The organism is Collinsella sp. CLA-ER-H6 (assembly GCF_040092305.1).
Taxonomy (GTDB): Bacteria; Actinomycetota; Coriobacteriia; order Coriobacteriales; family Coriobacteriaceae; genus Collinsella.
Genome location: NZ_JBBNLS010000017.1, coordinates 25,088 through 47,208 on the forward strand (window position 1 = coordinate 25,088; position 22,121 = coordinate 47,208).

General features: G+C 68.3%; 22 protein-coding genes. 13 read left to right on the forward strand and 9 right to left on the reverse strand.

Translation table 11 applies throughout. The features are described from left to right. Positions 1-5 precede the first annotated feature (5 nt). From AAAX77_RS08045 to AAAX77_RS08090, 10 genes are all read left to right on the forward strand, one after another. On the forward strand, positions 6-431 hold the full coding sequence (locus AAAX77_RS08045; protein WP_139913178.1) for a PrgI family protein: 426 nt from the start codon (positions 6-8) through the stop codon (positions 429-431). Continuing rightward, entirely contained in the window at positions 400-2,877 is a 2,478-nt protein-coding gene (locus AAAX77_RS08050; RefSeq protein WP_349105726.1) for a VirB4-like conjugal transfer ATPase, CD1110 family, read from the forward strand. The genes AAAX77_RS08045 and AAAX77_RS08050 overlap by 32 nt, the downstream gene beginning before the upstream one ends. A 2-nt stretch (positions 2,878-2,879) precedes the next feature. Continuing rightward, complete coding sequence (locus AAAX77_RS08055) at positions 2,880-4,481, forward strand: NlpC/P60 family protein (RefSeq protein ID WP_349105728.1); 1,602 nt, start codon at positions 2,880-2,882, stop codon at positions 4,479-4,481. Between the two features lie 30 nt (positions 4,482-4,511). Further along, positions 4,512-5,210 carry a hypothetical protein gene (locus tag AAAX77_RS08060; protein ID WP_349105730.1) on the forward strand — a complete coding sequence of 233 codons (699 nt, stop codon included), beginning with the start codon at positions 4,512-4,514 and terminating at the stop codon, positions 5,208-5,210. A gap of 2 nt (positions 5,211-5,212) precedes the next feature. Next, the gene (locus AAAX77_RS08065; protein WP_204244307.1) at positions 5,213-6,214 is read left to right on the forward strand and encodes a conjugal transfer protein TrbL; all 1,002 of its coding nucleotides are present in this window, start codon (positions 5,213-5,215) and stop codon (positions 6,212-6,214) included. 109 nt (positions 6,215-6,323) lie between these two features. Next, positions 6,324-6,782, forward strand: a complete 459-nt coding sequence (locus AAAX77_RS08070; RefSeq protein WP_227110334.1) for a DNA gyrase — start codon at positions 6,324-6,326, stop codon at positions 6,780-6,782. A gap of 12 nt (positions 6,783-6,794) precedes the next feature. Then, entirely contained in the window at positions 6,795-9,536 is a 2,742-nt protein-coding gene (locus AAAX77_RS08075; protein WP_349105732.1) for a VaFE repeat-containing surface-anchored protein, read from the forward strand. Positions 9,537-9,608: 72 nt separating this feature from the next. Further along, a complete protein-coding gene (locus AAAX77_RS08080; protein ID WP_349105734.1) occupies positions 9,609-10,340 on the forward strand; it encodes a class B sortase in 732 nt (243 codons plus the stop codon). A 238-nt stretch (positions 10,341-10,578) separates the two neighbouring features. Continuing rightward, positions 10,579-11,220: a hypothetical protein gene (locus AAAX77_RS08085; RefSeq protein WP_349105736.1), complete on the forward strand. Its 642-nt coding sequence runs from the start codon at positions 10,579-10,581 to the stop codon at positions 11,218-11,220. A gap of 11 nt (positions 11,221-11,231) precedes the next feature. Continuing rightward, a complete protein-coding gene (locus AAAX77_RS08090) occupies positions 11,232-12,386 on the forward strand; it encodes a hypothetical protein (protein WP_349105738.1) in 1,155 nt (384 codons plus the stop codon). A 117-nt stretch (positions 12,387-12,503) separates the two neighbouring features. Here the strand turns inward: AAAX77_RS08090 and AAAX77_RS08095 are convergent, their stop codons facing one another. From AAAX77_RS08095 to AAAX77_RS08120, 6 genes are all read right to left on the reverse strand, one after another. Next, complete coding sequence (locus AAAX77_RS08095; protein ID WP_349105739.1) at positions 12,504-13,058, reverse strand: hypothetical protein; 555 nt, start codon at positions 13,056-13,058, stop codon at positions 12,504-12,506. Then, positions 13,055-14,326: a relaxase/mobilization nuclease domain-containing protein gene (locus AAAX77_RS08100; RefSeq protein WP_349105741.1), complete on the reverse strand. Its 1,272-nt coding sequence runs from the start codon at positions 14,324-14,326 to the stop codon at positions 13,055-13,057. The genes AAAX77_RS08095 and AAAX77_RS08100 overlap by 4 nt, the downstream gene beginning before the upstream one ends. Next, positions 14,314-14,760 (reverse strand): CopG family transcriptional regulator, encoded by a 447-nt coding sequence (locus AAAX77_RS08105; protein ID WP_349105742.1) that lies wholly within the window; start codon positions 14,758-14,760, stop codon positions 14,314-14,316. Before AAAX77_RS08105 ends, AAAX77_RS08100 begins: the two co-directional genes overlap by 13 nt. A 210-nt stretch (positions 14,761-14,970) precedes the next feature. After that, positions 14,971-15,927 (reverse strand): ParB/RepB/Spo0J family partition protein, encoded by a 957-nt coding sequence (locus AAAX77_RS08110; protein WP_349105743.1) that lies wholly within the window; start codon positions 15,925-15,927, stop codon positions 14,971-14,973. Continuing rightward, entirely contained in the window at positions 15,914-16,678 is a 765-nt protein-coding gene (locus AAAX77_RS08115) for a ParA family protein (protein WP_349105744.1), read from the reverse strand. The genes AAAX77_RS08110 and AAAX77_RS08115 overlap by 14 nt, the downstream gene beginning before the upstream one ends. 206 nt (positions 16,679-16,884) lie before the next feature. Next, the gene (locus tag AAAX77_RS08120; RefSeq protein ID WP_349105745.1) at positions 16,885-17,256 is read right to left on the reverse strand and encodes a YraN family protein; all 372 of its coding nucleotides are present in this window, start codon (positions 17,254-17,256) and stop codon (positions 16,885-16,887) included. Between the two features lie 547 nt (positions 17,257-17,803). Between AAAX77_RS08120 and AAAX77_RS08125 the strand changes: the two genes are divergently transcribed. From AAAX77_RS08125 to AAAX77_RS08135, 3 genes are all read left to right on the forward strand, one after another. Further along, the gene (locus AAAX77_RS08125) at positions 17,804-18,076 is read left to right on the forward strand and encodes a hypothetical protein (protein ID WP_349105747.1); all 273 of its coding nucleotides are present in this window, start codon (positions 17,804-17,806) and stop codon (positions 18,074-18,076) included. Positions 18,077-18,211: 135 nt separating this feature from the next. After that, complete coding sequence (locus AAAX77_RS08130) at positions 18,212-19,291, forward strand: hypothetical protein (protein WP_349105749.1); 1,080 nt, start codon at positions 18,212-18,214, stop codon at positions 19,289-19,291. 11 nt (positions 19,292-19,302) lie between these two features. Continuing rightward, the gene (locus AAAX77_RS08135; RefSeq protein ID WP_349105751.1) at positions 19,303-19,899 is read left to right on the forward strand and encodes a class I SAM-dependent methyltransferase; all 597 of its coding nucleotides are present in this window, start codon (positions 19,303-19,305) and stop codon (positions 19,897-19,899) included. 86 nt (positions 19,900-19,985) lie between these two features. Here the strand turns inward: AAAX77_RS08135 and AAAX77_RS08140 are convergent, their stop codons facing one another. From AAAX77_RS08140 to AAAX77_RS08150, 3 genes are all read right to left on the reverse strand, one after another. Beyond that, on the reverse strand, positions 19,986-20,981 hold the full coding sequence (locus AAAX77_RS08140) for a nucleotidyl transferase AbiEii/AbiGii toxin family protein (protein WP_349105753.1): 996 nt from the start codon (positions 20,979-20,981) through the stop codon (positions 19,986-19,988). Continuing rightward, positions 20,965-21,582 carry a DUF6088 family protein gene (locus AAAX77_RS08145; RefSeq protein WP_349105755.1) on the reverse strand — a complete coding sequence of 206 codons (618 nt, stop codon included), beginning with the start codon at positions 21,580-21,582 and terminating at the stop codon, positions 20,965-20,967. Before AAAX77_RS08145 ends, AAAX77_RS08140 begins: the two co-directional genes overlap by 17 nt. A gap of 158 nt (positions 21,583-21,740) precedes the next feature. After that, positions 21,741-22,121, reverse strand: coding sequence for a hypothetical protein (locus tag AAAX77_RS08150; RefSeq protein WP_349105756.1), 381 nt, complete (start codon positions 22,119-22,121; stop codon positions 21,741-21,743).

The window sequence follows — 22,121 nt, forward strand, 5'->3', positions numbered from 1 at the left end:
CGCGGATGGCGCTCCGGATACCGGTGCAGAAGGACATCGGAGAGTACGAGGAGAAGATCGTCGGGAAGATGAGCCTGCGCACGCTCGCATGCGTGTCGCTCGGCTTCGGCAGCGCGGTCGGGGCGGCGGCCTTCGTCCACCTGGGCCTGCGCGCAGACGTCGCGGACGCGGCCTTCCCGATCATGCTCTGCAGCATGCCGTTCTGGCTCGCCGGGTTCTGGCGGCCCTTCGGCATGCGCGCCGAGGAGCTGCTGCCTCTCCTGGCGGCACACGAGCTCTCCCCGCAGCTGCTCGCGTACGAGCCCTGCCTCGCCGGGAGCCTTCCCGAGGGCTCGCCGCGCCCGGGCCGCCCGGGGCGGCGCGCGAGGCGCAGGGCAAGGAAGAAAGGAGCCGAGCTCTATGAGCCGAGCAAGAATCAACAAGGAGAATAGGCCGAAGCGCCCGAGCACCCTCGGGCTGCTCCTCGGCGGCACGGGCGGGCGCAAGGACGCCTCGAAGGGCGCAGAGGCCGAGCGGCAGAGGCGCCGCCGGGAGCGCGACCGCTCGAGCGAGATGGCCGCCTACGTCGGCTACGACGCCATGTACAGGGACGGCATCGCCCAGGTGATGCCCGGGGTGTTCAGCCAGACGGTCGAGTTCTCCGACATCAGCTACCAGTCCGCGCGCAAGGAGGCGCGCGAGACGGCCTTCACCGTGATGAGCTCGCTGTTCAACTACTTCCCGGCGGACTCCCACGTGCAGCTCCAGGTCGTGAACGCGCCCATCCCCGCCGACGAGGTCGGCCGCAAGGTCTTCTTCGAGCCCGGGGAGCGCGCCACCTCCGGGCTCGCCGAAGAGTACAACCGGATCCTCAACGACAAGATGCGCGAGGGCGTCTCGAACCTCGTGCGCCACCGCTACCTGACCTACGCCGTGGGCGCCGACGACGTCGACGCCGCGGTGCCCAAGCTCGCGCGCATCCGGGGAGACGTGGAGCAGACGCTCGCGCGCATACGCTGCTCGTCGCGTGCCCTCGACGGCGCCGAGAGGCTCGAGCTCTTGCAGGGGCAGCTGCGCCCGGGGTCGCGCTTCGAGTTCTCCTGGGACAAATTGTCCCCGACGTCGGGCGCGCGCACGAAGGACTTCGTCATGCCCTCCACGCTCGACTTCAAGCCCGAGGGCAGGTCGGACTGCTTCCGCAGCGACGGGCGCTACGGCGCGGTGCTCGCGGTGCGCAGCTTCGGGTCGGTCATCGAGGAGACCTACCTCGCCTCCATCATCGACCTGCCGCTGCCGCTCAACGTGACGCTGCACGTGCAGCCCATCGCGCAGAGCGAGGCGCTTGCGCTCGTGAAGCGCCAGATCGACTGGATGGACAAGGAGATCATCGACGAGCAGATGAGCGCCGTGAAGAAGGGCTACGACTACCAGATCCTGCCGCCCGAGCTGCGCTTCTCGAAGGAGGAGGCCGAGGAGCTGCTCGACTTCCTTCGCAACAAGTCCGAGCGCCTGTTCGTCTACACGGGCCTCGTCTACACCTGGGCCGACAGCCTCGAGGAGCTCGACCGCCGCGTCCAGCAGGTGACGAGCGTCGCGCAGGGCTGCACGATCGGCCTCGAGCCGCTCCACTTCCGGCAGCGCCAGGCTCTCAACTCGGTGCTCCCGCTCGGGGACAACCACGTCACCGTGAGCCGCTACCTCACCACGGGGCAGGTGGCCATGCAGATGCCCTTCGCCAGCCAGAGCCTCGACGAGGCGGGCGGAGGCTACTACGGGCAGTCCAAGGAGAGCGGGAACCTGGTGCTGTGCGACCGCAAGCGCCTGGCGAGCCCCATGGGCTTCGTGTGCGGCAAGCCCGGATCGGGCAAGAGCTTCTCGGTGAAGCGCGAGATAACCAACACCGTTCTCGCGCACCCCGAGGACGAGGTCGTGATCTTCGACCCGGCCGGCGAGTACGGCAACCTCGTCGGCGCGCTCGGCGGCGCGAATGTCGAGCTCGCCCCGGGATGCTCGGCGGTGCTCAACCCCCTCGACACCGCCGACGTCGCGGACCGCGCCGACGCCGCCAAGCTCGCGTACAAGACCGACGCGGTGCTCGCGCTCTCGAGCGCGCTCATGGCCGAGGGCCGCGAGGGCCTGCCGGAGCGCGACCGCTCGATCATCGCCCGCTGCGTCGGCGAGGCGTACCGGGAGTGCGCGAGGGACGGCCGCCTGCCCACGCTCGGCGACTTCCACGCGGCGCTGCTCGCTCAGCCCGAGCCCGAGGCCGCCGACATCGCGCTGCGCTACGAGCGCTACGTGAAGGGCGCGTTCTCCTTCTTCAACGGCCAGAGCAACGTGGCGCTCGACAACCGCATCACCAACATCGACATGCACGGCCTCGGCCAGAACATGCGCGTGTTCGGCATGATCACGGCGCTCGAGATGGTGCGCAACCGCGTGATGGTCACGCCGCCGCGCCCCAGCTACACCTGGCTCTACATCGACGAGGTGCAGAGCCTCTTCGCGCACCCGACGGTGGTCGAGTACTTCGCCCGCCTGTGGCGCGAGGGGCGCAAGTTCGGCCTCATCTGCACCGGCATCAGCCAGAACACGAGCCACATGCTGGCCAACGCCGAGGCCCGCGACATGGTGCTCAACTCCGAGTTCTTCCTGCTGCACAAGCAGTCCACCGCCGACCTCGACGCATGGGCGGAGATGCTCCAGCTCTCCGCCACGGAGCGCGGCTACATCGGCGACGCGGTCAAGCCCGGCGAGGGCCTGCTCATCAGCGCCGGGATCCGCGTGCCCATCACCGACGACTTCCCGAAAGGCTCGCTCTACGACCTGTGGAACACCAAGCCCGCAGAGGTCGCCGAGCGCGAGATGCGCCGGGCGGCGCGAGAGGCGGAGGAATAGGAATGGCCGGCCCGAGCGAGGGCGGCGGGATGCTCGAGGTGGTCGGGGCGCGGCGCCGCGACGTGCTCACCGCGGGCGACGTCGCGGAGACCGAGCGCGACGCCCTGGGAAACGTCTCGGAGGGCGCCGGCCCGCTCGACGAGGCGGGAGGCCCCGCCGCAACGGCGAAGGGGCGCCCTTCCAGGCCCGACGCGCCGGAAGGCGGGCTCGGGGACAAATTGTCCCAACCAGCCGGCGACCGGCGCGCGGCGGCCGCGATGCGCTCGCGCGTCGATGCGGCGAAGCTGGCGATCGCCCGGGAGGCCGTCTCCCAGCTCGACGACTCGGAGGAGCTCGAGGGCGCCTCGGGCATGTACGACGCGGGGCGTGCGGCCAAGAAGGCCGCGGGAGGGCTGCGGCAGAGGAAGGCGAAGAAAGCAGCCCAAGGCAGCCGCAAGGCGGCGACCGCCCTCGGCGCCCCAAAGGGAGGCGCGCGCGGCCCCGAGGCAGCCGGCGCGACCGCCCCGGCCAAGCACCAGGCGGCCCAGGCGGCCGCGCAGGCGTCGGGCGAGGCGGCCCGCGCTGCGGGGTCGAAGGGCGCCGCCTCCGCGATCGCGGGCGCGGTCTCGGGCGCGGCGCCCGCCCTGCTCGGGGCGGTGGCCGGCATCGTGGCCTTCGTCGCCTGCGCGCTCGCCGTCGCGCAGCTGCTGAGCGCGCTGTTCGGCTTCTGGGACGACGCGGCCTCCAAGCGGGGCCTCGAGGGGCTGCCGCCCTACATCACCTACGAGATGGTCGAGGCGGCGCTCGAGTGCCAGGAGGAGTACGGGCACCCGGCGGGCTGCACCATCGCGCAGATCATCCAGGAGTCCGGCCAGGGCGACCGCATGAGCCGGCTCGCAGAGCGCGACCACAACCTCTTCGGCATGAAGTGGTGGTCGGGCTACGCGGGCTGCCCTGAGGTGGCCGGCAAGGCGAACTGGGCCACCAGCGAGGAGTACGTGCCCGGCGAGCGCACCCAGATCACGGCGAGCTTCATCCGCTTCACCGGCGACGCCGAGTGCATCCGCTTCCGCAGCAGGGTCTTCCTGCAGGCGGGGCGCTACTCGGGCAACGCCCTCATCCGCAAGGCGATCGAGAAGCGCGACTCGGACAGGATGGCCGAGGGGCTCAAGGACGCCGGCTGGGCGACCGACTCGTCCTACGTCGAGTCCCTGAAGTCGATCATGGCGCAATGGGGCCTCTACAGGTTCGACTCCATGACGGTCGAGGACCTGAAGGACCCGGCCGCGAACGGGAACGCGATCGTCGAGGCGGCGTACAGCCAGCTCGGCGTGCCCTACGTGTGGGGAGGCTCGACCCCCGGCAAGGCGCTCGACTGCAGCGGGCTCACGCAGTACTGCTACGCGCAGGCGGGCATCCGCATAAGCCACTACACGGGTTCCCAGTACGAGGAGCTCAGGCGCATACCGCTCTCGGAGGCGAAGCCCGGCGACATCCTCTACCGCTCGGGCCACGTGGCCATCTACATCGGCGACGACAGGTACATACACGAGCCGCGAACGGGCGACGTGTGCCGCATAGCGAGCGGCATCGGCAGCTTCAGCTGCGCGCTCACCGCGAGATAGGAGAAACCAATGCAGGGAAAGTCAAGGGTCATGGCCGCCGTCGCGGCAGGCGCGCTCGTCGTGGCGCTCGGCGCGGGCGCGGCGCGCTGCGCCATCGCCCCGCAGGAAGGCGCGCAGGATAGTCCCCAGGAGCAAGAGCAGCCCGCGGCTGCAGGCGCCGACGTGGCAACCGGGAAGGCCGCTTCGGGCGCCGAGGCGCTCTGGAACACCGCATGGACGGGCGCCGACGACCCGACGGCCACGCTGCGGATCGTCGAGGGCGCCATGGTGGAGAGCGCGGGCGGCACCGAGCGCGCCTGGTTCTTCTCGGCCGAGGAGCCCTCCGGGGCCGGCGGCGTGCTCAGCGTGCCCATCGAGGTCAAGGGAACCGGCGACAAGGCGGGAGGGCTCTCGCTCATCCAGGTCTCGGGCGACGGGGACGCCCGCACCCTGGCATGCGACCTTCTGACGCAGGCCTACGTGCCCCAGAAGGCGCAAGACGGAGCGTTCTCCGTGACCGGCACCGACGGCCGCCTCTCCGAGGCGCTTGGCGCAGACGTCGCCGCCATCGAGGAGGCCGTCGTCGGGAAGGCGGCGGAGGTGTCCCCGCAGGCGACGGGAGCCACCTGGGACAAGGAGGTGTGGCTCGACTACGCCGGAAACGTCGCGTCGACGACCTTCACGCTCGACGACCCCGCCTCGACGGTGGTCACCGTGGTCTCGCGCGGCGGCTCGCTGGAGGCGATGTAGCCGTGCGGGCGCTTGAATCGCGGCGCCGAAGGGCGTTCGCCATCTCCGCCGCGACGGCGTTCGCCCTCTGCGCGCTCCTGCTCGTCCCCGCGCAGCCGGCATACGCCGACATAGCCGGGGACGTCAACGATTGGCTGTGCGGCCTTCTGCGCGACTGCTGCAACTGGATGTTCAAGGCGCAGACGGGCGTGCTCGGGTCGATCGGCGCGAACGGGATCCTCTCGGCCGACTTCGCGCACATGCTCACGAGCTCGAGCGACCTGACCATGCACGACGTAGCCCGGGGCGTATGGCAGGTTGCCATCCTGCCGATCGGGTGCGGGGTGCTCGGCCTGGTCTTCACCCTGAAGCTCATCGAGATCTCCCAGCGCATGGACGGCAGCCAGAGCCTTCCCGGCGTCAAGGAGGTCGTTTTCCTCCTCGTGTTCTTCGCCGTGTTCCTGTTCCTCATACAGAACAGCTTCGACCTGATGGCGTCGATCTACGAGGTCTGCGGGCTCGCCATCGACCGAGTCGAGGCGCTCTTCGGCGCCGGAGGCGCGCTCGACCTGCCCGAGGTGTCCGTCGTCACCACCGACGACGACATCCCGTCCCTCATCGCCATGCTCGTCGTGAGCCTCATCAGCTGGGTCGTGGTGCTGGCGGCCTACGTCGTCGCCCTCGTGGTCTGCTGGGCCCGCGCGCTCCAGCTCTACATCATGGCCGCGTTCGCCCCGATCCCGCTGGCGTTCCTCGGCATGGACGCCACGCGCCAGATAGGCCTTGGCTACCTGAAGAGCTTCGGGGCGGTCTGCATCGCCGGCGTCATCATCCTCGTGCTGCTCATATCGTTCCCGCTCGTGCTCGGCGGGCTCACCGGGGCGAACCCCGGGACGGGCACCCCGGCCGACGCGGTCGCGAACGGGCTCACCTACGCGCTGCAGTACCTGGCCATGTGCGTGCTGCTCATCCTGGCCCTCGTGAAGAGCGGCTCCTGGGCGCGCGACATCGTGAGCGGCTTCTAGCGGAAAAGCGAGGAAGGGGGCGGTCGCCATGAGATAGGGGCGCCCCGCCGGGGCACGCGTCCCGGCGGAAGAAGACAAGGACCGATTGAAAACGAAAAGGAGGAAAGACATGGAAGAGAGGAAGAACGTGTACCTCTCGCTGCACAAGAGCTTCGTGCGCGAGGGCATCGAGTACACCGACCGCGCGACCGGCGAGGCCAGGACCTTCAACTCGGCGACCCTTCCCAAGGGCACCGTCGTCGACGGCATGGACGTGGGAGGCTACGAGTTCAGCCCCATGTTCGTTAACGAGAGCCGCTTCAAGGGGGCCGACTTCCGGGACATACCGCTGCTCGCGAACCGCGAGGTGTGGCTGAGGAAGACGGTGATGGGCCCGGACGGCCAGCCCGAGCTCGACGAGGGCGGCCGCGCGGTCAAGGACACCGTGAAGGTCATGCCGGCGCAGCTCAAGGAGGCCGTTGACGCAGGGCGCTCGCGCTACCTCGCGGAGCGCGCCGAGCACGCCCGCCAGGCGAGCCGCGCCGCCGAGCACGAGGCGCCCCGCGCACAGCGAAGCGTCGAGAGATAGGGAGGCGGAAAGATGAACGCAGCGAAAGACTGCACCCTGCAGGAAAAGCTCCTCCGATGCGCCATGGCGCTCATCCTGGCGGCGGGGGCGCTGCTCGCCTCCGTGGCAGCCTCGCCCGCCTACGCCGCGCCGGGCACGGTCGACGTGTCCATCGGCGGCAAGATCCCATACGGCGGCTTCGCCACCACGTGGATGAGCGCCGACGGCAACATCGCCTACTGCGCCGAGCCCTCGTCCCCGACGCCCGCGCCGGGCTCCTACTCGACGAGCCCCGTGCCGAGCGGCGACGTGACCGCGGCGATCTGGTACTCGTTCGGCTCTCCCGGCTTCGACGCGTCGATGTTCCCCGGCAGCTGGTACGACGGCGGCGGCTGGGACGACGCGAAGTACGCCGCTGCGAGCCACGTGCTCATCGCCTACGCCTACTCGGGGTCCGAGTCGGCTGCCACGCACGGCACGAGCGCCGAGTTCGCCTCCTGGGCGAAATCCGAGCTGATCGGCGGGACCTTCGCCAAGATGAAGGCGGGCGCCGGCAAGGTATCCGCCGGGTTCGAGGCGTTCTGCGTCAGGACCGGCGGCGGCTCCCAGACGCTCGTGAGCTTCAGCTGGTCCACGGGCGGAGTCAAGGTAGCCAAAACGGACTCCGAGGCGGGCGCCGAGCCCCAGGGCGACGCCTCGCTCGACGGCGCGAGCTTCTCCGTCGTGAACGAGACCGGCCGCTACGTGCTGGTCGGCGGCGAGTACTACGCGGACGGCGAGGTATGCGCCACGACCAAGGCCGCGCCCGAGGACGGGTCGCACGTCGCCGCGACCGGCGCCGACGCGCTTCCCGCGGGCAATTACCGCATCGTCGAGTCCGGCGCGCCCGAGGGCTACGGCGCCAGCGACGCCTCCGTCGCATTCACCGTGAAGGCCGGCGAGGTGGCCGACCTCACGGGCGACCCCGTGACCGACGAGGTCTTCCGCGGCGGCGTGCAGGTGACCAAGTCCGACAAGGAGCTGCAGGCGTCCGAGGCGCTCGCGGGCAGCGGCCACAAGGAGGCGCCTGGCGAGCACCCCGGCCTCGACGGGATCGAGTTCACCGTCACGAACCGCTCGGCGCACAAGGTCCTCGTTGACGGCGAGTGGCGCGAGCCGGGCGAAGCCGTGGCCACGCTGGCCACCGCATGGAACGACGAGGCCGGCGCCTACACCGCCCAGACCGCGGCCGACGCCCTGCCGTACGGGACCTACGACGTGCGGGAGACGGCGACCAACGGGAGCTACCTGCTGACCGACGGCGAGCCCCGCACCTTCGAGGTCCGCGCCGCCGGCGAGGTCGTGAGCGCCTCCGCGGACGGCGCCGTGCTCGAGTTCCGCGACCAGGTGGTGCGCAACGACCTCGAGCTCTCCAAGAAGAGCGAGGCCGACAACGCCGGCCTCATGGTCCCGTTCGCCATCGAGAACGCGGCCACCGGCGAGACGCACGTGCTGGTGACGGACCGCAACGGCGACGCGTCGACCGCGAGCAGCTGGAACAGGCACTCGAGGGACACCAACGCCAACGACGCCCTGCTCGGCCACGAGGGCGCGATTGCCGCCGCCGACATGGACCCGGAGGCCGGCATCTGGTTCTCGCTCGGCGAGGACGGCTCCTCGGCGCCGGTGGACGACTCGCTGGCGGCCCTGCCGTACGGCGCCTACACCATGACCGAGCTGCGCTGCGATGCCAACGAGGGCCTCGAGCTCATCACCAGGAGCTTCTGGATCGATCGCGACTCGACGGTCGCGAAGGCCGTGTGGATGGGCCTCGACGACCAGGAGGGCCCGCGCATCTCCACCACGGCAAAGGACGGCGCGGACGGCGACAAGGACGTCTCGGCCGACGCCGAGGCCAAGGTCGTCGACGCGGTGGCCTACGAGGGCCTGAAGGCCGGCGAGGAGTACGAGCTCTCGGCAACCCTCGTCGACAAGACGACCGGCGAGCCCGTGGCCGACGCCTCGGGCATGCCCGTGGGGGCCAAGGCAGAGTTCGCCCCCGCGCTCTCGACGGGCAGCCGGGACGTAGAGATCTCCTTCGACGCGAGCCTGCTCGGCGGCCGCGACCTGGTCGTGTTCGAGAGCCTACGCAAGGACGGAGCCGAGGTGGCGTCGCACGCGGACCTCTCCGACGAGGGCCAGACAGTCCACGTCGCCGTCGAGGTGGGCACGCAGGCGGCCGACGCCGCCGACGGCGACCAGGTCATCGAGGCCGGCAAGGCCAAGGTCATCGACACGGTGGCCTACAAGGGCCTCGTCCCCGGCGAGACCTACATCGCCGTGGGCACGCTCATGGACAAGGGCACCGGAGAGCCGTTCCTCGACAAGGACGGCAACGAGGTGACCGCGCGCACGCCCTTCGAGCCCGAGGCGCCCTCCGGCACCGTCGAGGTGACCTTCGAGTTCGACACCGAGGGCCTGGCCGAGGGAGACGAGCTCGTCGTCTTCGAGAAGGTCCTGGACTCCGCCGGCAACGTCGTCGCGGCCCACGAGGACATCGACTCCGCCGAGCAGAGCGTCGTCGTGGACAACCCCGACACGCCCGAGGTCCCCGAGGAGCCCTACGCCAAGACCGGGGCCGACGCCCCCGACGGCACCGGCTACGCCGTGGCCGCGGGCACCGCTCTGGCAGCTGCGGCGGGCGCGGGCGGAGCGCTCGCGTACCGCAAGCGCAAGACAGCCGGCGCAAGCAAGGACGAGGCGGCCGAAGAGCCTGCCGAAGAGCCGGAAGAGTAGCGGCGCCGCATCGATACCGAACCGGAGGCCCTGGGCGCCCGCCCGGGGCCTCCCCTGCGAACGGGGGAGGACATGGACAAAGGGAAAGCCGCCACGGCGCTCGCCGTCGCCGTGGCGTTGCTGGCGCTGGCGGCGCTCGCCGTCCTGCCGCAACCCGAGAGGAACCCGTACGTGGTGCACGAGGTGCCCGCTGCGGAAAAGGACGCGGCGATGGGGGCGCAAGAGACGGGAGGCGGAATCGACTGGGACGCCCTTCCAGCCTCCGTCGTCGCATGGGTGCGCGTGCCGGGCACGACCGTCGACTACCCGATCGTCCAGGGCCGGCGGGAATCGCCCGACTTCTACCTCACGCACGATGCTAACGGCGAGCGCTCCGCATGGGGCGCTCCCTACATAGACGCCGGGTGCGCGCAGGGCGCCGAGAGCCTGATCGTCATCGTCTACGGGCACCACATGTCCGACGGCACCATGTTCGCGCCGCTCGCGCAGTACTCGTCGCGCGGTTTCGCCGAGGGGCACCGCACCATCCGGATCTACACCCGCGAGAAGGAGATCGAGCTCGAGGTCTTCGCGGCCGACGTGGTCGACGCGAGCTCGGAGGGCAAGCGGACCGACTTCGCCGACGCGGCGGCTCTCGACGCCTACCTCGGGGACAAATTGTCCCGCTGCGAGGTCGTCCTGGAAGAGCCTTCGGACATCGCGCATGCCTGGGCCTTCGTGACGTGCAGCTACCAGACGAGCAACTCGCGCACCGTCGTCTACGCGAAGGAGGTGGAAGCATGGGATTCGCGCCCTTCGGAATAGGGCTCCTCATGGGGCTCCTCACGCTCACGGCCTACGCCTGCTGCGCAGCCGGCGACGACGACCGAGACTAGGACTTGCAGATCGAAACTACAACCGAATATGACCCTTCGACCCCTTGCCGCTATATCTCGGCAAGGGGTCTTGCATGTGGTGAGATAATTTACGCACTTGATAGAAACAAGACGCTGCCGGCTGCTTCTCGATAAGCTTCCGGTTGTCCATGAACAGAGGTACGCAATTGGGAAAGATTAAGCTGCAAGACGTCAAAAAGGCTATCGACATCGGAAAAGACGTTCTGCCCTTCGTTGAGCCCGCTGTGAACAAATACGGGCCCGCTCTGATCGACTGGGGGCAGCAAAGGGGGAAGCAGGCGGCAGATAGCCTGGGAGAAGCCAGGGACTCATTCCTTTCAAAGGGTCGGGCAATCAAAGACAGGAAGGAGCAGCAAAAGTCACTCGAGGCATCCCGCAAGAAGGCCGTGGCAAGCTCGCTTCCGCCGATCTCCGCAAAAGATTTCTTCGAGAACTTTGAGAACAACGTCTCCAGCGAAGCCGACCTCAGCGATGGGTACATGGCGATCGCCGGCTGCTACGCCGTCGTCACGATGAAATCGGCACGAGAGAAAGACCCTTCCGCCTACGAGGACGTCTATGTCGGTTGCGGCAAATCCATGGGCTTCAGCATATACACACAGCTTTGCGGCTTCGGCAACGTCGACGTCTACGCCGACTTCAAGTTCAAAAGACCCATGATGATCCTGCTCTTCCCGTGTGAGGAGAAAGACCTCGAGAGCCGCTATGAGACCCTCGTCAGGGATCTTCAGGCCGAGAGTTCGTACAACAAATGGGACGTCCTGGCACGCTCCGACGAGGCGAGATAGGCGCTAAGAGCATGAGCGACAAAGAACTTGCGCCGATTAGCGTCGAGGTTGTTGCGATCGACGACCTCAACAGCATCAAGGTCATCGCGAATACGAGCAAAGAGAACAACGTCGGCATCGGAGAGCGGGCGGACGCCTTTCTCGGCCTCGCCTCGGATGTCATAGACCTCGTCGAGGGAAAGCAGCTCTACAAAGTCGAGGTCCCCGAAGGCTACAGCCTTAAGGACCTCGTCGCCTCGAAGAAGGATCCGGAAGCGGTGAGGGCCCTCGTCCGAGACCCAAAGGGTCGCCTGAGCGGCGACGTCTCGCTCAAAGCCACCGGGGTCAGCCCCGCGCAGATCGCCAGCATCGGCCTTGCCGCGGCGGCGATGGTTGTCGGCCAGGCGTACATGACCGAAATCAGCGACAGCCTCCAGCGCATCGACACCAAGCTGGAATCGATCGCCTCCATGATCGCCGGAGATCAGAAGGCGAAGGTCAAAAATGCCCTGGATATCGCCAGAACCTACGCAGCCCTTCATGACGATTACCTCCAAAAGCCCGCCGAGGCGCGCCAGGCGGCAAGAAACGAGATCGAGGGCAGGTACAACGACGTCGGCCAGGTAATCGATTGGATTACCGAGCAACTCGCCGGCGTCGAAGACGGGGTCAGGGGCGCCGCCGAGCGCGAGAAGGACCTCGAACCGTTGCTTAAAGAGATCCAATCCTACGAGGCTCAGTTCGGCATGTGCCTCCAGGCCTTGTCGGCGCTCGCCATGACGCGCATGTACTACGACGGCAGTATGGACGACCGCAGCGCCCTCATCGAAGAACAGCGGATCCTCGACAAATCTCAGGGCTTCCTGAAAAAGAGGCAGGTCCTCGCCGCGCTCATGGAGATGAAGATCGGGGGCATGAAGGGGGCGCCTATCGCGCTTCCTCGCGGCACCCAGGGGAACGCCCTCAAGAGGCTGGTCTCCCAGACGCCTAGAGCCGCCGCAAAAAAGCAGCTCCTCGAGGCTAAGGTTGAGATGCGCACGAGCCTACGCTCGGGAGAGTCGAAACTGAGGTCCGAAGCCGAAGATCGAAAAGGCGAGATCGAACGTATCGCAGCGGCATCCCGGACAGCCAGGACGCTGCTCACGGACGGAACCGACTGTTGGCTCATCGACGATCAGAAAGATTAGATGCCAAGAAGAAGAGGCGGGCAATTGCCCGCCTCTTCTCACATCACCCACTTGAACACGGCGCGGAACAGCCAGACGAAAAAGCCCAGCGTGACCTTAAGCGCCGCCATGAGGAACCTACCAAGCCTCTTCATCGACGTCACCCCAATCTTCCTTGACCTTACGCACGCCCTCCTCGGCGCCCTCTTCCTTCTCTTCCGCGAGCAGCCTCGCCAGCTCGTCGGGCACACCCGGGACCTCCGCCCTCCCCAGCGCGCACTGCAGCTCCCTTATCTGCGACTTCAGCGGTTTTGAGGGAGGGCCCACGTGCTCGCGGTAGCAGGCGCCAATCGCGGTCGAGTCGCACAGGTATCCCCGCACCCGGGCGAACGCCTCGTCGCCGTCGAGCAGGACGCGGCGGGCGCGCCCGAGCTCTGCCTCCGAGGCCAGCATGAAGCGCCACCCGCGGGACCTGCGCGCCGCCGGGATGCCGTCCGCGGGCGCGTCGGTGCGCCAGTCGTCGCGTACCTGGTGCCAGTTCGCCGTGAGCCAGAGCCCCTTCTCGGGCTCCTCGCGCATCTCGAGCTCGAACTCCGTGAGCATGTTCGCGCCGGAGAACGGCGAGCCCTCCGTGAACGAGAGCGTGTCGAACAGCGTTGTCCTGCCGCCCTCGTACTCTATCCTCACCATCATCTCCGGCCCCTTTCCCTGCGCTGGTCCTGCTGGACCCGCTGCCGCTCGGCGGCGAGGATGCGCTGTTGCTCGTCCGCTCGGCGGCACTGGCGCGAATTGCCGCTGGCATCGTCGCGCCCTTCAACGTCCCCGTAGCGGGTCTTGAGGGGCATGAGCCCGTTCTCGGCCATGTAGGCGCGCGCGGCCTCGAGGCGGCGGTACCCCTCGCCACCCGCCTGGCCGCGCCGCTCGAGCGTCGCCATTCTGAGACCGAACTCCTCAATCGACTCGACGTCGAACTTCGCGCACGTCTCGAGCGCCGAGGAGAGCCTGCTCAGCTCCGAGAGGTCGTTGAGCTCGAGGGCTCGCTCGGCGGCCTCGCGGATCCGCGCGGTGCTCGCGTCCGTGGGGCGGTAGGCGTCTTCGCGCTCGAAGCGCCGGCGTAGCATCTCCTTGCCGTAGACGAAGCCCAGGCGCTCGCCGGTTACCTTCTTGGACGGCTCCTCCGCCAGACTGAACACCCAGTCGTCCCGCCGCGCCTTGGCCGAGTTGTCGGCGACGTGCACGCCCAAGGCGTCGAGGATGCCGAGGAACTCCGCCTCGTCGCGCGCCGTGGTCTTGGCGAGCGCGACGCGGGCGCGGATGTCGCCGACCCACGAGTAGCCGCCAGAGCGCATGATCTCCTTCTCGGCCCGGCCCAGGTAGACGCTCCTGCGGCTCCTGGGCCCGCCCGCGCCGGCATGCCCGCGCGCCTTCGACGGCGATTCGGGAGCTCGGTCGTTGAAGAGACCCGACAGCCCGCGCTCGCGGGCCATGTCCTGCAGGTCTCGGTTGAGGTCCTCGGGGTGCTGGGTCTGCATGCGGTAGCCGGTGCGGAGGTTGGCGTTGTTCACGACGATGTGCGCGTGCGGTATGCCGCGGGCGTTGTCGTCGTGGTAGACGATGGCGATCTCGTGGTCGCCGAAGTGCTTGAGCGCCCACGAGCACGCGAGCTCGCGCAGCGCAGCCAGGTCGATGTCGTCGCCGGGGTCCGGCGAGAGCACGAAGTGCTTGAACGTGCGCGCGGGCTTACCCCTCCAGGGTGCGTCCGTGCCGAACGCGGCGCGCGTGGCGTCCATCTCGGCGTCCCAGGCGCAGGCCTCCTTGGCATCTTCCCCCAGCGCGCCGGCGTCGCGCTCGTCGTAGCTCAGGTTGAACAGGTCTCGCGCCAGGGCGCGGCCTCCCTTCTCGAGGTAGCGGCGGATGCCGCCCGTCGAGCCGTGGCCGCTTATCGGCTTCAGGATCGGCATGGCGAGCCCTCCACGAGCGAGTCGGCGCCGATGCGACCGAGCTCCGCCGTCATCTCGCGGGCCGCGGCGTTCACGTCGGCGAGCTCGTGCTCGATCGTCGGGATTCTATCCGCGACGAGGTCGCGGTCGACGCGCCCGTGGCGGGCGTGGAAGTTGATGAGGTTCATCGCGTGCACGGCCTGGTTGTAGTGGTAGCCCCACTTCGTGAGCTCCCGAGACATCGCCCACAGGGCCTTCCGGTCGACGAGTATGCGATGCTCGTCTCCCGCGTTCGCCTCCGTCGCCAGCGGTATGCGCACGAGGTAGCGCAGGTACTCCGACTTGCTTAGGCCCGCGCGCTCGCACCGCTCGCAGAGCGCGTCGTAGTCGCCTCCCTCCATGCGGAACGTGACGCGGCGCTCCTTGCCCCCGGCGCCGCCGGTGCTCTCTTCCATTGCGGATTCCTTTCCTTGGGCCCGCCGCACGGCGGGCGCGTCTCTCTAGGGGCGCGGGGGATCCCCCGCAGGCGGCGGCCCGGCTTGGGCGCCGCCTCTGGGACCGGGCCTCGCGTAAGCGGGCTCCCCAACGGCCCGCGGCATGACGGGTCCGAGGCTGCCCGGTCCCCAAGTGCTATGGACGCCCGACGCGATGTCGGACGCCATAGGCTACTTGCTGGATTTCGGGCCTGAAGCCCTTCTGCGGCGCTTTCGGACATCGCTGCCCGCATCCGCGTACGGGGCGGTCATGAGCGCCATCTCGCGCAGTAGCGAGAGGTCGGCCGCGCTCGGGCTCTCGGGCGGGCTCTCCAGGAAGTCGGCGACGAGCCTCGCGGCCTTCGCGATGCGCCCGTCGGGGCCGGCCTGCGTTTTGCTCTCGCTCCTCACGTAGTCGGAGAGCTCCCGCTTGGTGCGCCGCCAGGGCTCCATGGCGGCGTGCATCTCCGCTTGGCGCTCCTTCGGCATGCCCGCGAGCGAGCGCACCGCCTCGGCGCTGAGGTTGCCGCGGTCGGCCTCGGCGGCCCACTCGGGCGAGAGGTCCTCGGCGATCCGGCGGGCCAGCCTCTCCTCGCGCGCGATGGTCTTGCCGGAGACCTTGCGGCCCGTCTGTCGCTCGATGATGGTGGCCTTCACGTCGTCGACGCGCATGCCGGAAAGCGACGGGTCCTCGGAGCGCAGGCGCACGGCGTCGCCCCTGAGCGCCTCGGTCGCTGCGGCGCGCTCGGTCACGGTGAGCGCGCGGGTGAAGTAGTTCGCGGCGTGGAGCAGCGTCACCGCCCGCTCGTCGTCGATGCCCTCTATCACGCGGCAGGGCATCTTCTCGTAGGCGGGGTCGTCCTTGGCGAGCAGCGCGTAGGCGGCCTTGCGCCGGTGCCCGGAGACCATCTGCCACGAGCCGTCGCCGACCTTGCGCACCAGCGGCAGGTCGGTGAGGCCGTCCTCGCGTATGGACTCGGCGAGCTCGGCTATCCCCGCTGGGTCCATGGAGTACGCGGCATTCGCCGGGTGATCGGCGATATCGGCCACCGCTATCTCGGACACCGGGTAGCGCCCGCGGGTGCGCGACGCGCCGTCGAGAAGCCCCGTGATGGTGAAGCCCGCGGCCACCTGGCTAGGCGAGCTCACGGGACACCTCGTCGGCGAGAGCCTCGTAGTCGCGCGCGGGGCGGCTCCCCGGCTCGAAGGCTGCCACCGGCTTCCATTGCCAGCTGCCCTCGCAGACCTTGCTGCTCGCGTGGATAACCGTCTCGAACTGCTCGCCCGGGAAGAACCCGTCGAGCACGGCCGCGCCCGTAGCCTCGGCGTTGGTCATGCGGCCGGGCACGCAGGTGCGCAGTATCTTCCATCTGGGCGTGGGCATGCGCAGAGCGTCCGCGATGGAGCGCGTCGCCTCCACGGTGAGCGCCGTGCCGCGCATCACGGTGGAGTCGAGCTTCACGGGGATGACGACCATGCCGCCCTCCGCTGCGGCGAGGTAGGCGTTGAAGGCGAGCCTGCGCATCACGGGGCTGCAGTCGATGAGGCAGACGTCGTAGGAGCCCGAGGCGTCGTCGAGGGCGAACTTGAGGCGCTGCTCGCGCAGGAGCATCTCGTTCTGGTCGACGAGGTCGATGGTCGAGGCCACCACGTCGAGGCCCTCCCCGGCGGCGTAGGCGACCTCCTCCACGGGGGCGCCGCCGTAGAGCAGCTCGACCGAGGTGCGCCGCTCGGAGGCGGCCCGGTCGTAGAGGGCGAAGAAGTCTGTGGCCGACGCCTGCGGGTCGAGGTCGACGAGCAGGGTCCGAAGGCCCCGGGCGGCGAAGATGGCCGCCAGGTTCACGGCGGTCGTCGTCTTGCCGACGCCGCCCTTGTAGTTGGAAATTGCTATCGTGCGCATGGGTCGCGTCCTCTCTAGCGTGGGGCGCGCCTCGCCGCATCCGGTCCGGCGCGCCCCGAGTCTCGGAGCGTCGGGACAAAACCGTACGTATTTGTCCGACAAGCGGAGTGTACCACGAAAACGTACGTATATGTACGTTTTCGTGGTACAGGGGCCGGGTTTCGGGGGAAAGCCCGGCCCCGGGAGCCCGGGGCCGGGCGCGCCGCCTAGGAGAGCGGCTCCATCTCGCCGAAGCAGTTGACGTGGTGGCGAAGGAGCGCGCGGTTCTCCTTGACGACCATCATCGCCACCTCGTCGAAGCGGACCGGGGTGTCGGCGTAGTCGTCGCCGTTGCCGGCGAGCCACCTCGCCGCCAGCGCCTCGCGCAGCCCGCGCGCCCTGTGGGCCTCGGGGAAGCCGTCCGTCCCGATCCGGACCGTGGCGTCGACGAAGACCAGGGTCCCGTCCTCGTCCACCGCCACGAGGTCGATCCCGCCGATGCCCTCGGGTCCCTGCCAGGCCTCGTCGACGATCTCGTAGCCCTTGCGCTCGAGGAAGGCCTTGACCGCGCCCATCGCCTTTTCCTTCATGTCGTTCATGTCTTGCTCCTTAGACTCTGAGGCCCGCCCCTGTGGCGTGCCTTGCGCCGCGTGAGTCGCATGCAGCGCGGGCGCGCCGGCAAGGGAGGAAGCGAAGTCGGGCATGGAAATAGAAGTCTCCCGACGGCAGTTTTTCGCGTTGTTCGCGCGCGGAGCGCATGGGGCGGAGAACCCGAAAAAGTGTCGCGGCCCTTGCGGGCCGCCTGCCGGCGTGCGACCCTCCGCGTCCAAGGAGCGCCGGGGCGGGTTTCGGGTCGGAGGGGCGGAGGCGTGCGGCATGGAATCCGGCGTGGGCGCCGAGACCCTCCGGGCATGGGATGCGGCCCGTCGGCGGTTGCTGGGCTCCGGCGGGGATAGGCGACGACGTCGCGGCGGGGACGGAGCCGGGTCCCCGAGCCGCGGCGCCGCGGCATGAGCCGGGACGGACGGCATTTCCCGCGCCGCTTGCGGCGGATATGCGCACGGGAACGCTGGCGGCGAGATGGCTCTCCGCACGGAAAGGCTACGGTGCTGCGCGACACGTCCGTTGGGAGAAGGAGGCAAGCAGATGTTGGGCTACGAAGAGAAGGTGGAGCGCCTCGAACTGCTCGACGCGGTGGCGGATGCCGGGAGGCTGGCGAGGGGCTTGGACCAGTTGCTCGAGTCCCTGGCGCATGCCGACCAGCTGGACCCGCTCGACGTCGAGGGGATCCTGGCCCTGAGGTCGATAAGCGAGAGGTGTGCAGATCGTATCGGCGACGCCATGCGCATCCTGGAGGCGCAGAACGAGATCCTCTACGCGGAGGAGCGGGCGGCAAGCCCAATCCATCGCGAGGGCTAAGCGAGCTAAAGCGCCGTTCGCGCCATCGTCGAGGCCCGCATAGAGACCGCACGAACCGAACAATCAAGCCGCAATCCCATGCAATTGGACGCACTGAGCGATAATTAGCGCACAGTGTAGAAAGGGGCAGACGGAATGAGCGCGATAGACGAGTACCTCCTGACGGGATCTCCCGAGGAGTCCAATTGGCGAAGCGTCATCCTGTTCGGGCGTAACGCGGCGTCCTACAAGTTCGCCCTCGCGCAGGCGCTCATCGACCTGGCGAAGCAGGACAGGGATTCTGTCACGCTTGACCAGCTGGCAGACCCCTACACCCGCCACCTCTGCGAGCATTTGGCCCATTCGCCGAAGCAGAGCACCAGCCGGTCGAGCAAGTTTATCGCCGCATGCTCAGGCTTCAACAACGGCGAGGTCACGCATGACGCGCTCATCTCCACGGCCGTGCAGCTCGGCTTCAACAACGTCCTCGACGCGTTCCACGTCGTCAACCAGGGCGACGTGCCCGTGAAGTTCTTCGAGAAGGACTTCTCCAGGGGGAGCAGGCGCCTCATACTCACCGACGAGGTTTTCAAGCTCGCCAACTCCGACGAGGCCGGCAACATCGTCCAGGAGACGGAGTCGCGCTGGAACCTCGTCGAAACGGCCTGGGAGCAGGGCATCTCGTCGAGCCTGCTGCGCATCTCGTATGATGATCTCGGTCAGGCGTTCGTGGCCGAGTCCGGCACGCGGCGAAAGGACGTGACCTCTGCCCGCGGATCGCTCAACGGCTACCAGAAGGGCCATTGCTTCTATTGCTACGTGCCCATCGACGCCGCCGACGGAACCGCGCGCACGGAGGGAGGCCTCATCCTGCCTGAATCCGCCAAGCCGGGCCTCTGCGACGTCGACCATTTCTTCCCGCACGCCCTGTCGTCCCAGGTGCCCGGTGTCAACTGGGACGGCGTGTGGAACCTGGTGCTGGCGTGCCCCGACTGCAACCGCGGCGAGGGCGGCAAGTTCGCGCGCATCCCGGCGCCCGAATATCTACTCCGGCTCAACCGTCGCAACGAGTACCTCATCGGCAGTCACCACCCCCTGCGCGAGACGCTCATCGCACAGACCGGGGAGACGCCGCAGCTGCGCTGGGAATACCTGAAGAAGGTTGATAGAACCGCAACGGACCTTTTACCAGGCGAACGTTGGAAGACGGAGGAGCGCGAAGCGCCCGCGTTCTAGGAAGGAAGAACATGACCGCCACGGAGGAGACCATCGGCTACTACGATGGCAACGCGAAGAAGTTCATAGCGGACACGGCGAACGTCGAGTTCGGAGCGCTGCAGCAGGCGTTTGCGGACATGCTTCCCGAGGGCGGCCGCATCCTGGATCTGGGCTGCGGCAGCGGGCGTGACTCTTTGGCGTTTCTCAAGGCGGGCTTCGCGGTCGACGCGGTCGACGGCAGCGCCGAGATGGCGAGCGCCGCAAGCGAGCTCACCGGAATGAAGGTTGAGCATGCCACATTCGCCGATTTCGAGCCCAAGCGCGTATACGACGGAATCTGGGCCTGCAGCAGCCTGCTTCACGTGCCGGCTGCGGAGCTGCCCGCAATCGTCGCCAAATATGCTGCTGCGCTCAAGCCGGGCGGTCGTTTCTATCTTAGCTTCAAGCTCGGCGACCATGACGGCATGCGCAACGGCCGCTGGTTCACCGACATGACAGAGCAGTCCTTCCGCCGCCTCATCGACGACGTCGAGGGCCTGGCCGTCGACCGCGTCGACGTCACATCCGACGTGCGTCCCGGCCGCGCAGACGAGAAGTGGCTGAACGCATGGTGTATGAGGATATAGAAGGGCGTACCGAGGCGGGGAAGCCGTCGCGTTGCCCGTTCCGCCTCTTCGATTCCGGCAGGCGCCCGGAATTGGGGCGCCCTTGATCAGCTTAGCCCGTTGATGGCCTCCTCGAGCTCCGCCATGTAGGCGACTATCTCATCGATGCTCGGGTAGCTGCCGAACAGCATCGGCCTCATCGAGGCGTAATCGGCCGCCAACTCGTCGAGCCTGCCCTTTGGAGGGGCGAGCCTGAGCGTGCCGGGCCTCGCGTCGGCCAGCTTGGCCCACGGCGTGCGGTAGAACTTCTCTTTGAACCTGACGACCTGTTCGAGGAGGCCAGGCTGCGCTACGGCGCGGCCGAGCACGAACGAGTGGCCGAGGCGGTACATGTCGTAGTAATGGCGGGAGTAGCGCCTGGGCATAGCCTTGCCCTCGGGCCTGTTGGCCTCCTGGTGCAGGATGGTGGCCTTCTCCCAGAACGTGCGCTCGGGACTCGCGGTGCGCACCGTGGTCGACAGCTCGGGCCCGAACGGAACCACGTCCGCCGCGTACGGGGCTATCGCCGCCTCCTCGGAGGGCGACCATGCCGCCATGGGCCCTATCTCCAGCTTGATGGTGTCGAGCGTGCCCGCCGACTCGTAGGAGCGCGGGTAGTCGAAGTACACGGTCTCCTCCTCGGCCCCGCACCTGACGGACGCTTCGGTGCCGAGGGACTCGGAGAGCGTGGCCCTGAGCTTCGGGGCAAAGGCGTCGGCCAGGAAGGCGTTCGTGCGCTCGATGCTGTCGGCCTTGAACCGCTCCTGCGCCGAGTTGCTGCGCGGCTCCCACGGTTCGTCCTCGCCGTAGCCCAGGAGTCGCCAATCGAGTATGAGGTCGATGTCCTCCGAGAAGCGCTCGATGAGCCCGAAAGCCTTCGACAGGCTCGTGCCGCCCTTGAACACCATGGACTCGGCGAAGCCGCTTCTGTGGAAAAGGTGGTCCAAGGTGTAGCACACCCAGAAGTCCTTCTCGACGACGGCCGGCGCAAGCGCCATCCTCTGCGCGGCGGCCTCGAAGACCAGCCTGCGCTCGCCGGTCGAGGCCCTAGCGATCCTGTCCATGCTTCGCCTCCCATATCTTCTTCGCGGCGTCGGCAACCCAGGAGGTGAGCCCCGCCGACTCTTCCAGGAACGCGCCGGCCTGCTCTTCCGTGAGGTTGCGCGCGAGCATTCCGATTTCCTCGTCGCCCACGTTCTCGCGCCCGAGCGCCTTGAGGGCCTGCACGATGGTGCAGGTGATCTGCGAGCAGTCGAGCAGGTCGCGGTTGGCGCGGTGCCGGAGCTCGATATCGTACGGCCCGTACTCGTAGCGCTTGTACGGACCGCTGCTGACGTAGACGAGCTTCGCGGGCACCTGCGTGTCGAGGCCCAGCGCATTGAGCGCCGCGTCGCCGGACGGCGCGACGATCCACTTGTTGGCGCGGGCGACGGCGCGCACGACCTCGTCGGCGCTGGCCGGCACCTCGGTGCCCATGAGCGCGCTGCGCTCCGGCGCGTAGTAGACGCCGCGGATGGCGCGGGCGATCCCTCCCTTTGCATGCAAGCGCCCGAGCGCGTTGGCAGCGTTGCGTCGGCCTGCGACGTCGGAGAAGTCGGCGGCTGTGAAGGCCCTGCCGGCGCCGAAGCTCTCTATGCGCCTAGCGATGGCCTCTGCTTCTGTCATAGCGTTCCTCCTTTTTTTGATGAAAATAGTATATACCTTTTTCATCAAATTGCCTCTGATTGCCTTGGTCGCCCGCGCATCGAGCCTGCGGTCCCTCGCCGCGCCGGCACGCGCGCGTGCGCCCGGAAGCGGTTGCGTCCCCCGATCGCGGCCTGGGATTAGCACCGAGACATCCCGAAGAGATCGTCGCTGGGCCCTTTCTCGCGCTTTGCGCGCCTTCCGGGCGGCGGCGCCTCGCCGAGCCCGTTGAAGATCTCCATGACCAGGGCGAGCTGCCTTTGGAGGTCCGCATCGAGCTCATCGGCGTCGCACACGGCGAGGAGCCGCTCCGCCAGTGCCTTCATGGAGTCGCGCAGCGCCCGCTGCGTCCGAGACGACGGCCTCACGGTTACCTCGGTCCCGGTCAGCCTCGCCATGATGTAGTCCTGCCGGCTCATGCCGCTCCAGGCGGCCATGTTGGCGATCAGCTCGTACTCCTCCGGGGTGCAGCGGAACGCCATCGTCTTGCTGCGCTTGCGGGCGCTGTTCTCGCACGGCAT

Coding starts and splice junctions, on each gene's coding strand:
- AAAX77_RS08090 (WP_349105738.1), top strand. CDS start 11,232: ATGAGCGACAAAGAACTTGCGCCGATTAGCGTCGAGGTTGTTGCGATC.
- AAAX77_RS08105 (WP_349105742.1), bottom strand. CDS start 14,760: ATGGAAGAGAGCACCGGCGGCGCCGGGGGCAAGGAGCGCCGCGTCACG.
- AAAX77_RS08150 (WP_349105756.1), bottom strand. CDS start 22,121: ATGCCGTGCGAGAACAGCGCCCGCAAGCGCAGCAAGACGATGGCGTTC.
- AAAX77_RS08095 (WP_349105739.1), bottom strand. CDS start 13,058: ATGATGGTGAGGATAGAGTACGAGGGCGGCAGGACAACGCTGTTCGAC.
- AAAX77_RS08080 (WP_349105734.1), top strand. CDS start 9,609: ATGGACAAAGGGAAAGCCGCCACGGCGCTCGCCGTCGCCGTGGCGTTG.
- AAAX77_RS08130 (WP_349105749.1), top strand. CDS start 18,212: ATGAGCGCGATAGACGAGTACCTCCTGACGGGATCTCCCGAGGAGTCC.
- AAAX77_RS08055 (WP_349105728.1), top strand. CDS start 2,880: ATGGCCGGCCCGAGCGAGGGCGGCGGGATGCTCGAGGTGGTCGGGGCG.
- AAAX77_RS08125 (WP_349105747.1), top strand. CDS start 17,804: ATGTTGGGCTACGAAGAGAAGGTGGAGCGCCTCGAACTGCTCGACGCG.
- AAAX77_RS08115 (WP_349105744.1), bottom strand. CDS start 16,678: ATGCGCACGATAGCAATTTCCAACTACAAGGGCGGCGTCGGCAAGACG.
- AAAX77_RS08135 (WP_349105751.1), top strand. CDS start 19,303: ATGACCGCCACGGAGGAGACCATCGGCTACTACGATGGCAACGCGAAG.
- AAAX77_RS08070 (WP_227110334.1), top strand. CDS start 6,324: ATGGAAGAGAGGAAGAACGTGTACCTCTCGCTGCACAAGAGCTTCGTG.
- AAAX77_RS08045 (WP_139913178.1), top strand. CDS start 6: ATGGCGCTCCGGATACCGGTGCAGAAGGACATCGGAGAGTACGAGGAG.
- AAAX77_RS08120 (WP_349105745.1), bottom strand. CDS start 17,256: ATGAACGACATGAAGGAAAAGGCGATGGGCGCGGTCAAGGCCTTCCTC.
- AAAX77_RS08060 (WP_349105730.1), top strand. CDS start 4,512: ATGGCCGCCGTCGCGGCAGGCGCGCTCGTCGTGGCGCTCGGCGCGGGC.
- AAAX77_RS08075 (WP_349105732.1), top strand. CDS start 6,795: ATGAACGCAGCGAAAGACTGCACCCTGCAGGAAAAGCTCCTCCGATGC.
- AAAX77_RS08140 (WP_349105753.1), bottom strand. CDS start 20,981: ATGGACAGGATCGCTAGGGCCTCGACCGGCGAGCGCAGGCTGGTCTTC.
- AAAX77_RS08050 (WP_349105726.1), top strand. CDS start 400: ATGAGCCGAGCAAGAATCAACAAGGAGAATAGGCCGAAGCGCCCGAGC.
- AAAX77_RS08100 (WP_349105741.1), bottom strand. CDS start 14,326: ATGCCGATCCTGAAGCCGATAAGCGGCCACGGCTCGACGGGCGGCATC.
- AAAX77_RS08145 (WP_349105755.1), bottom strand. CDS start 21,582: ATGACAGAAGCAGAGGCCATCGCTAGGCGCATAGAGAGCTTCGGCGCC.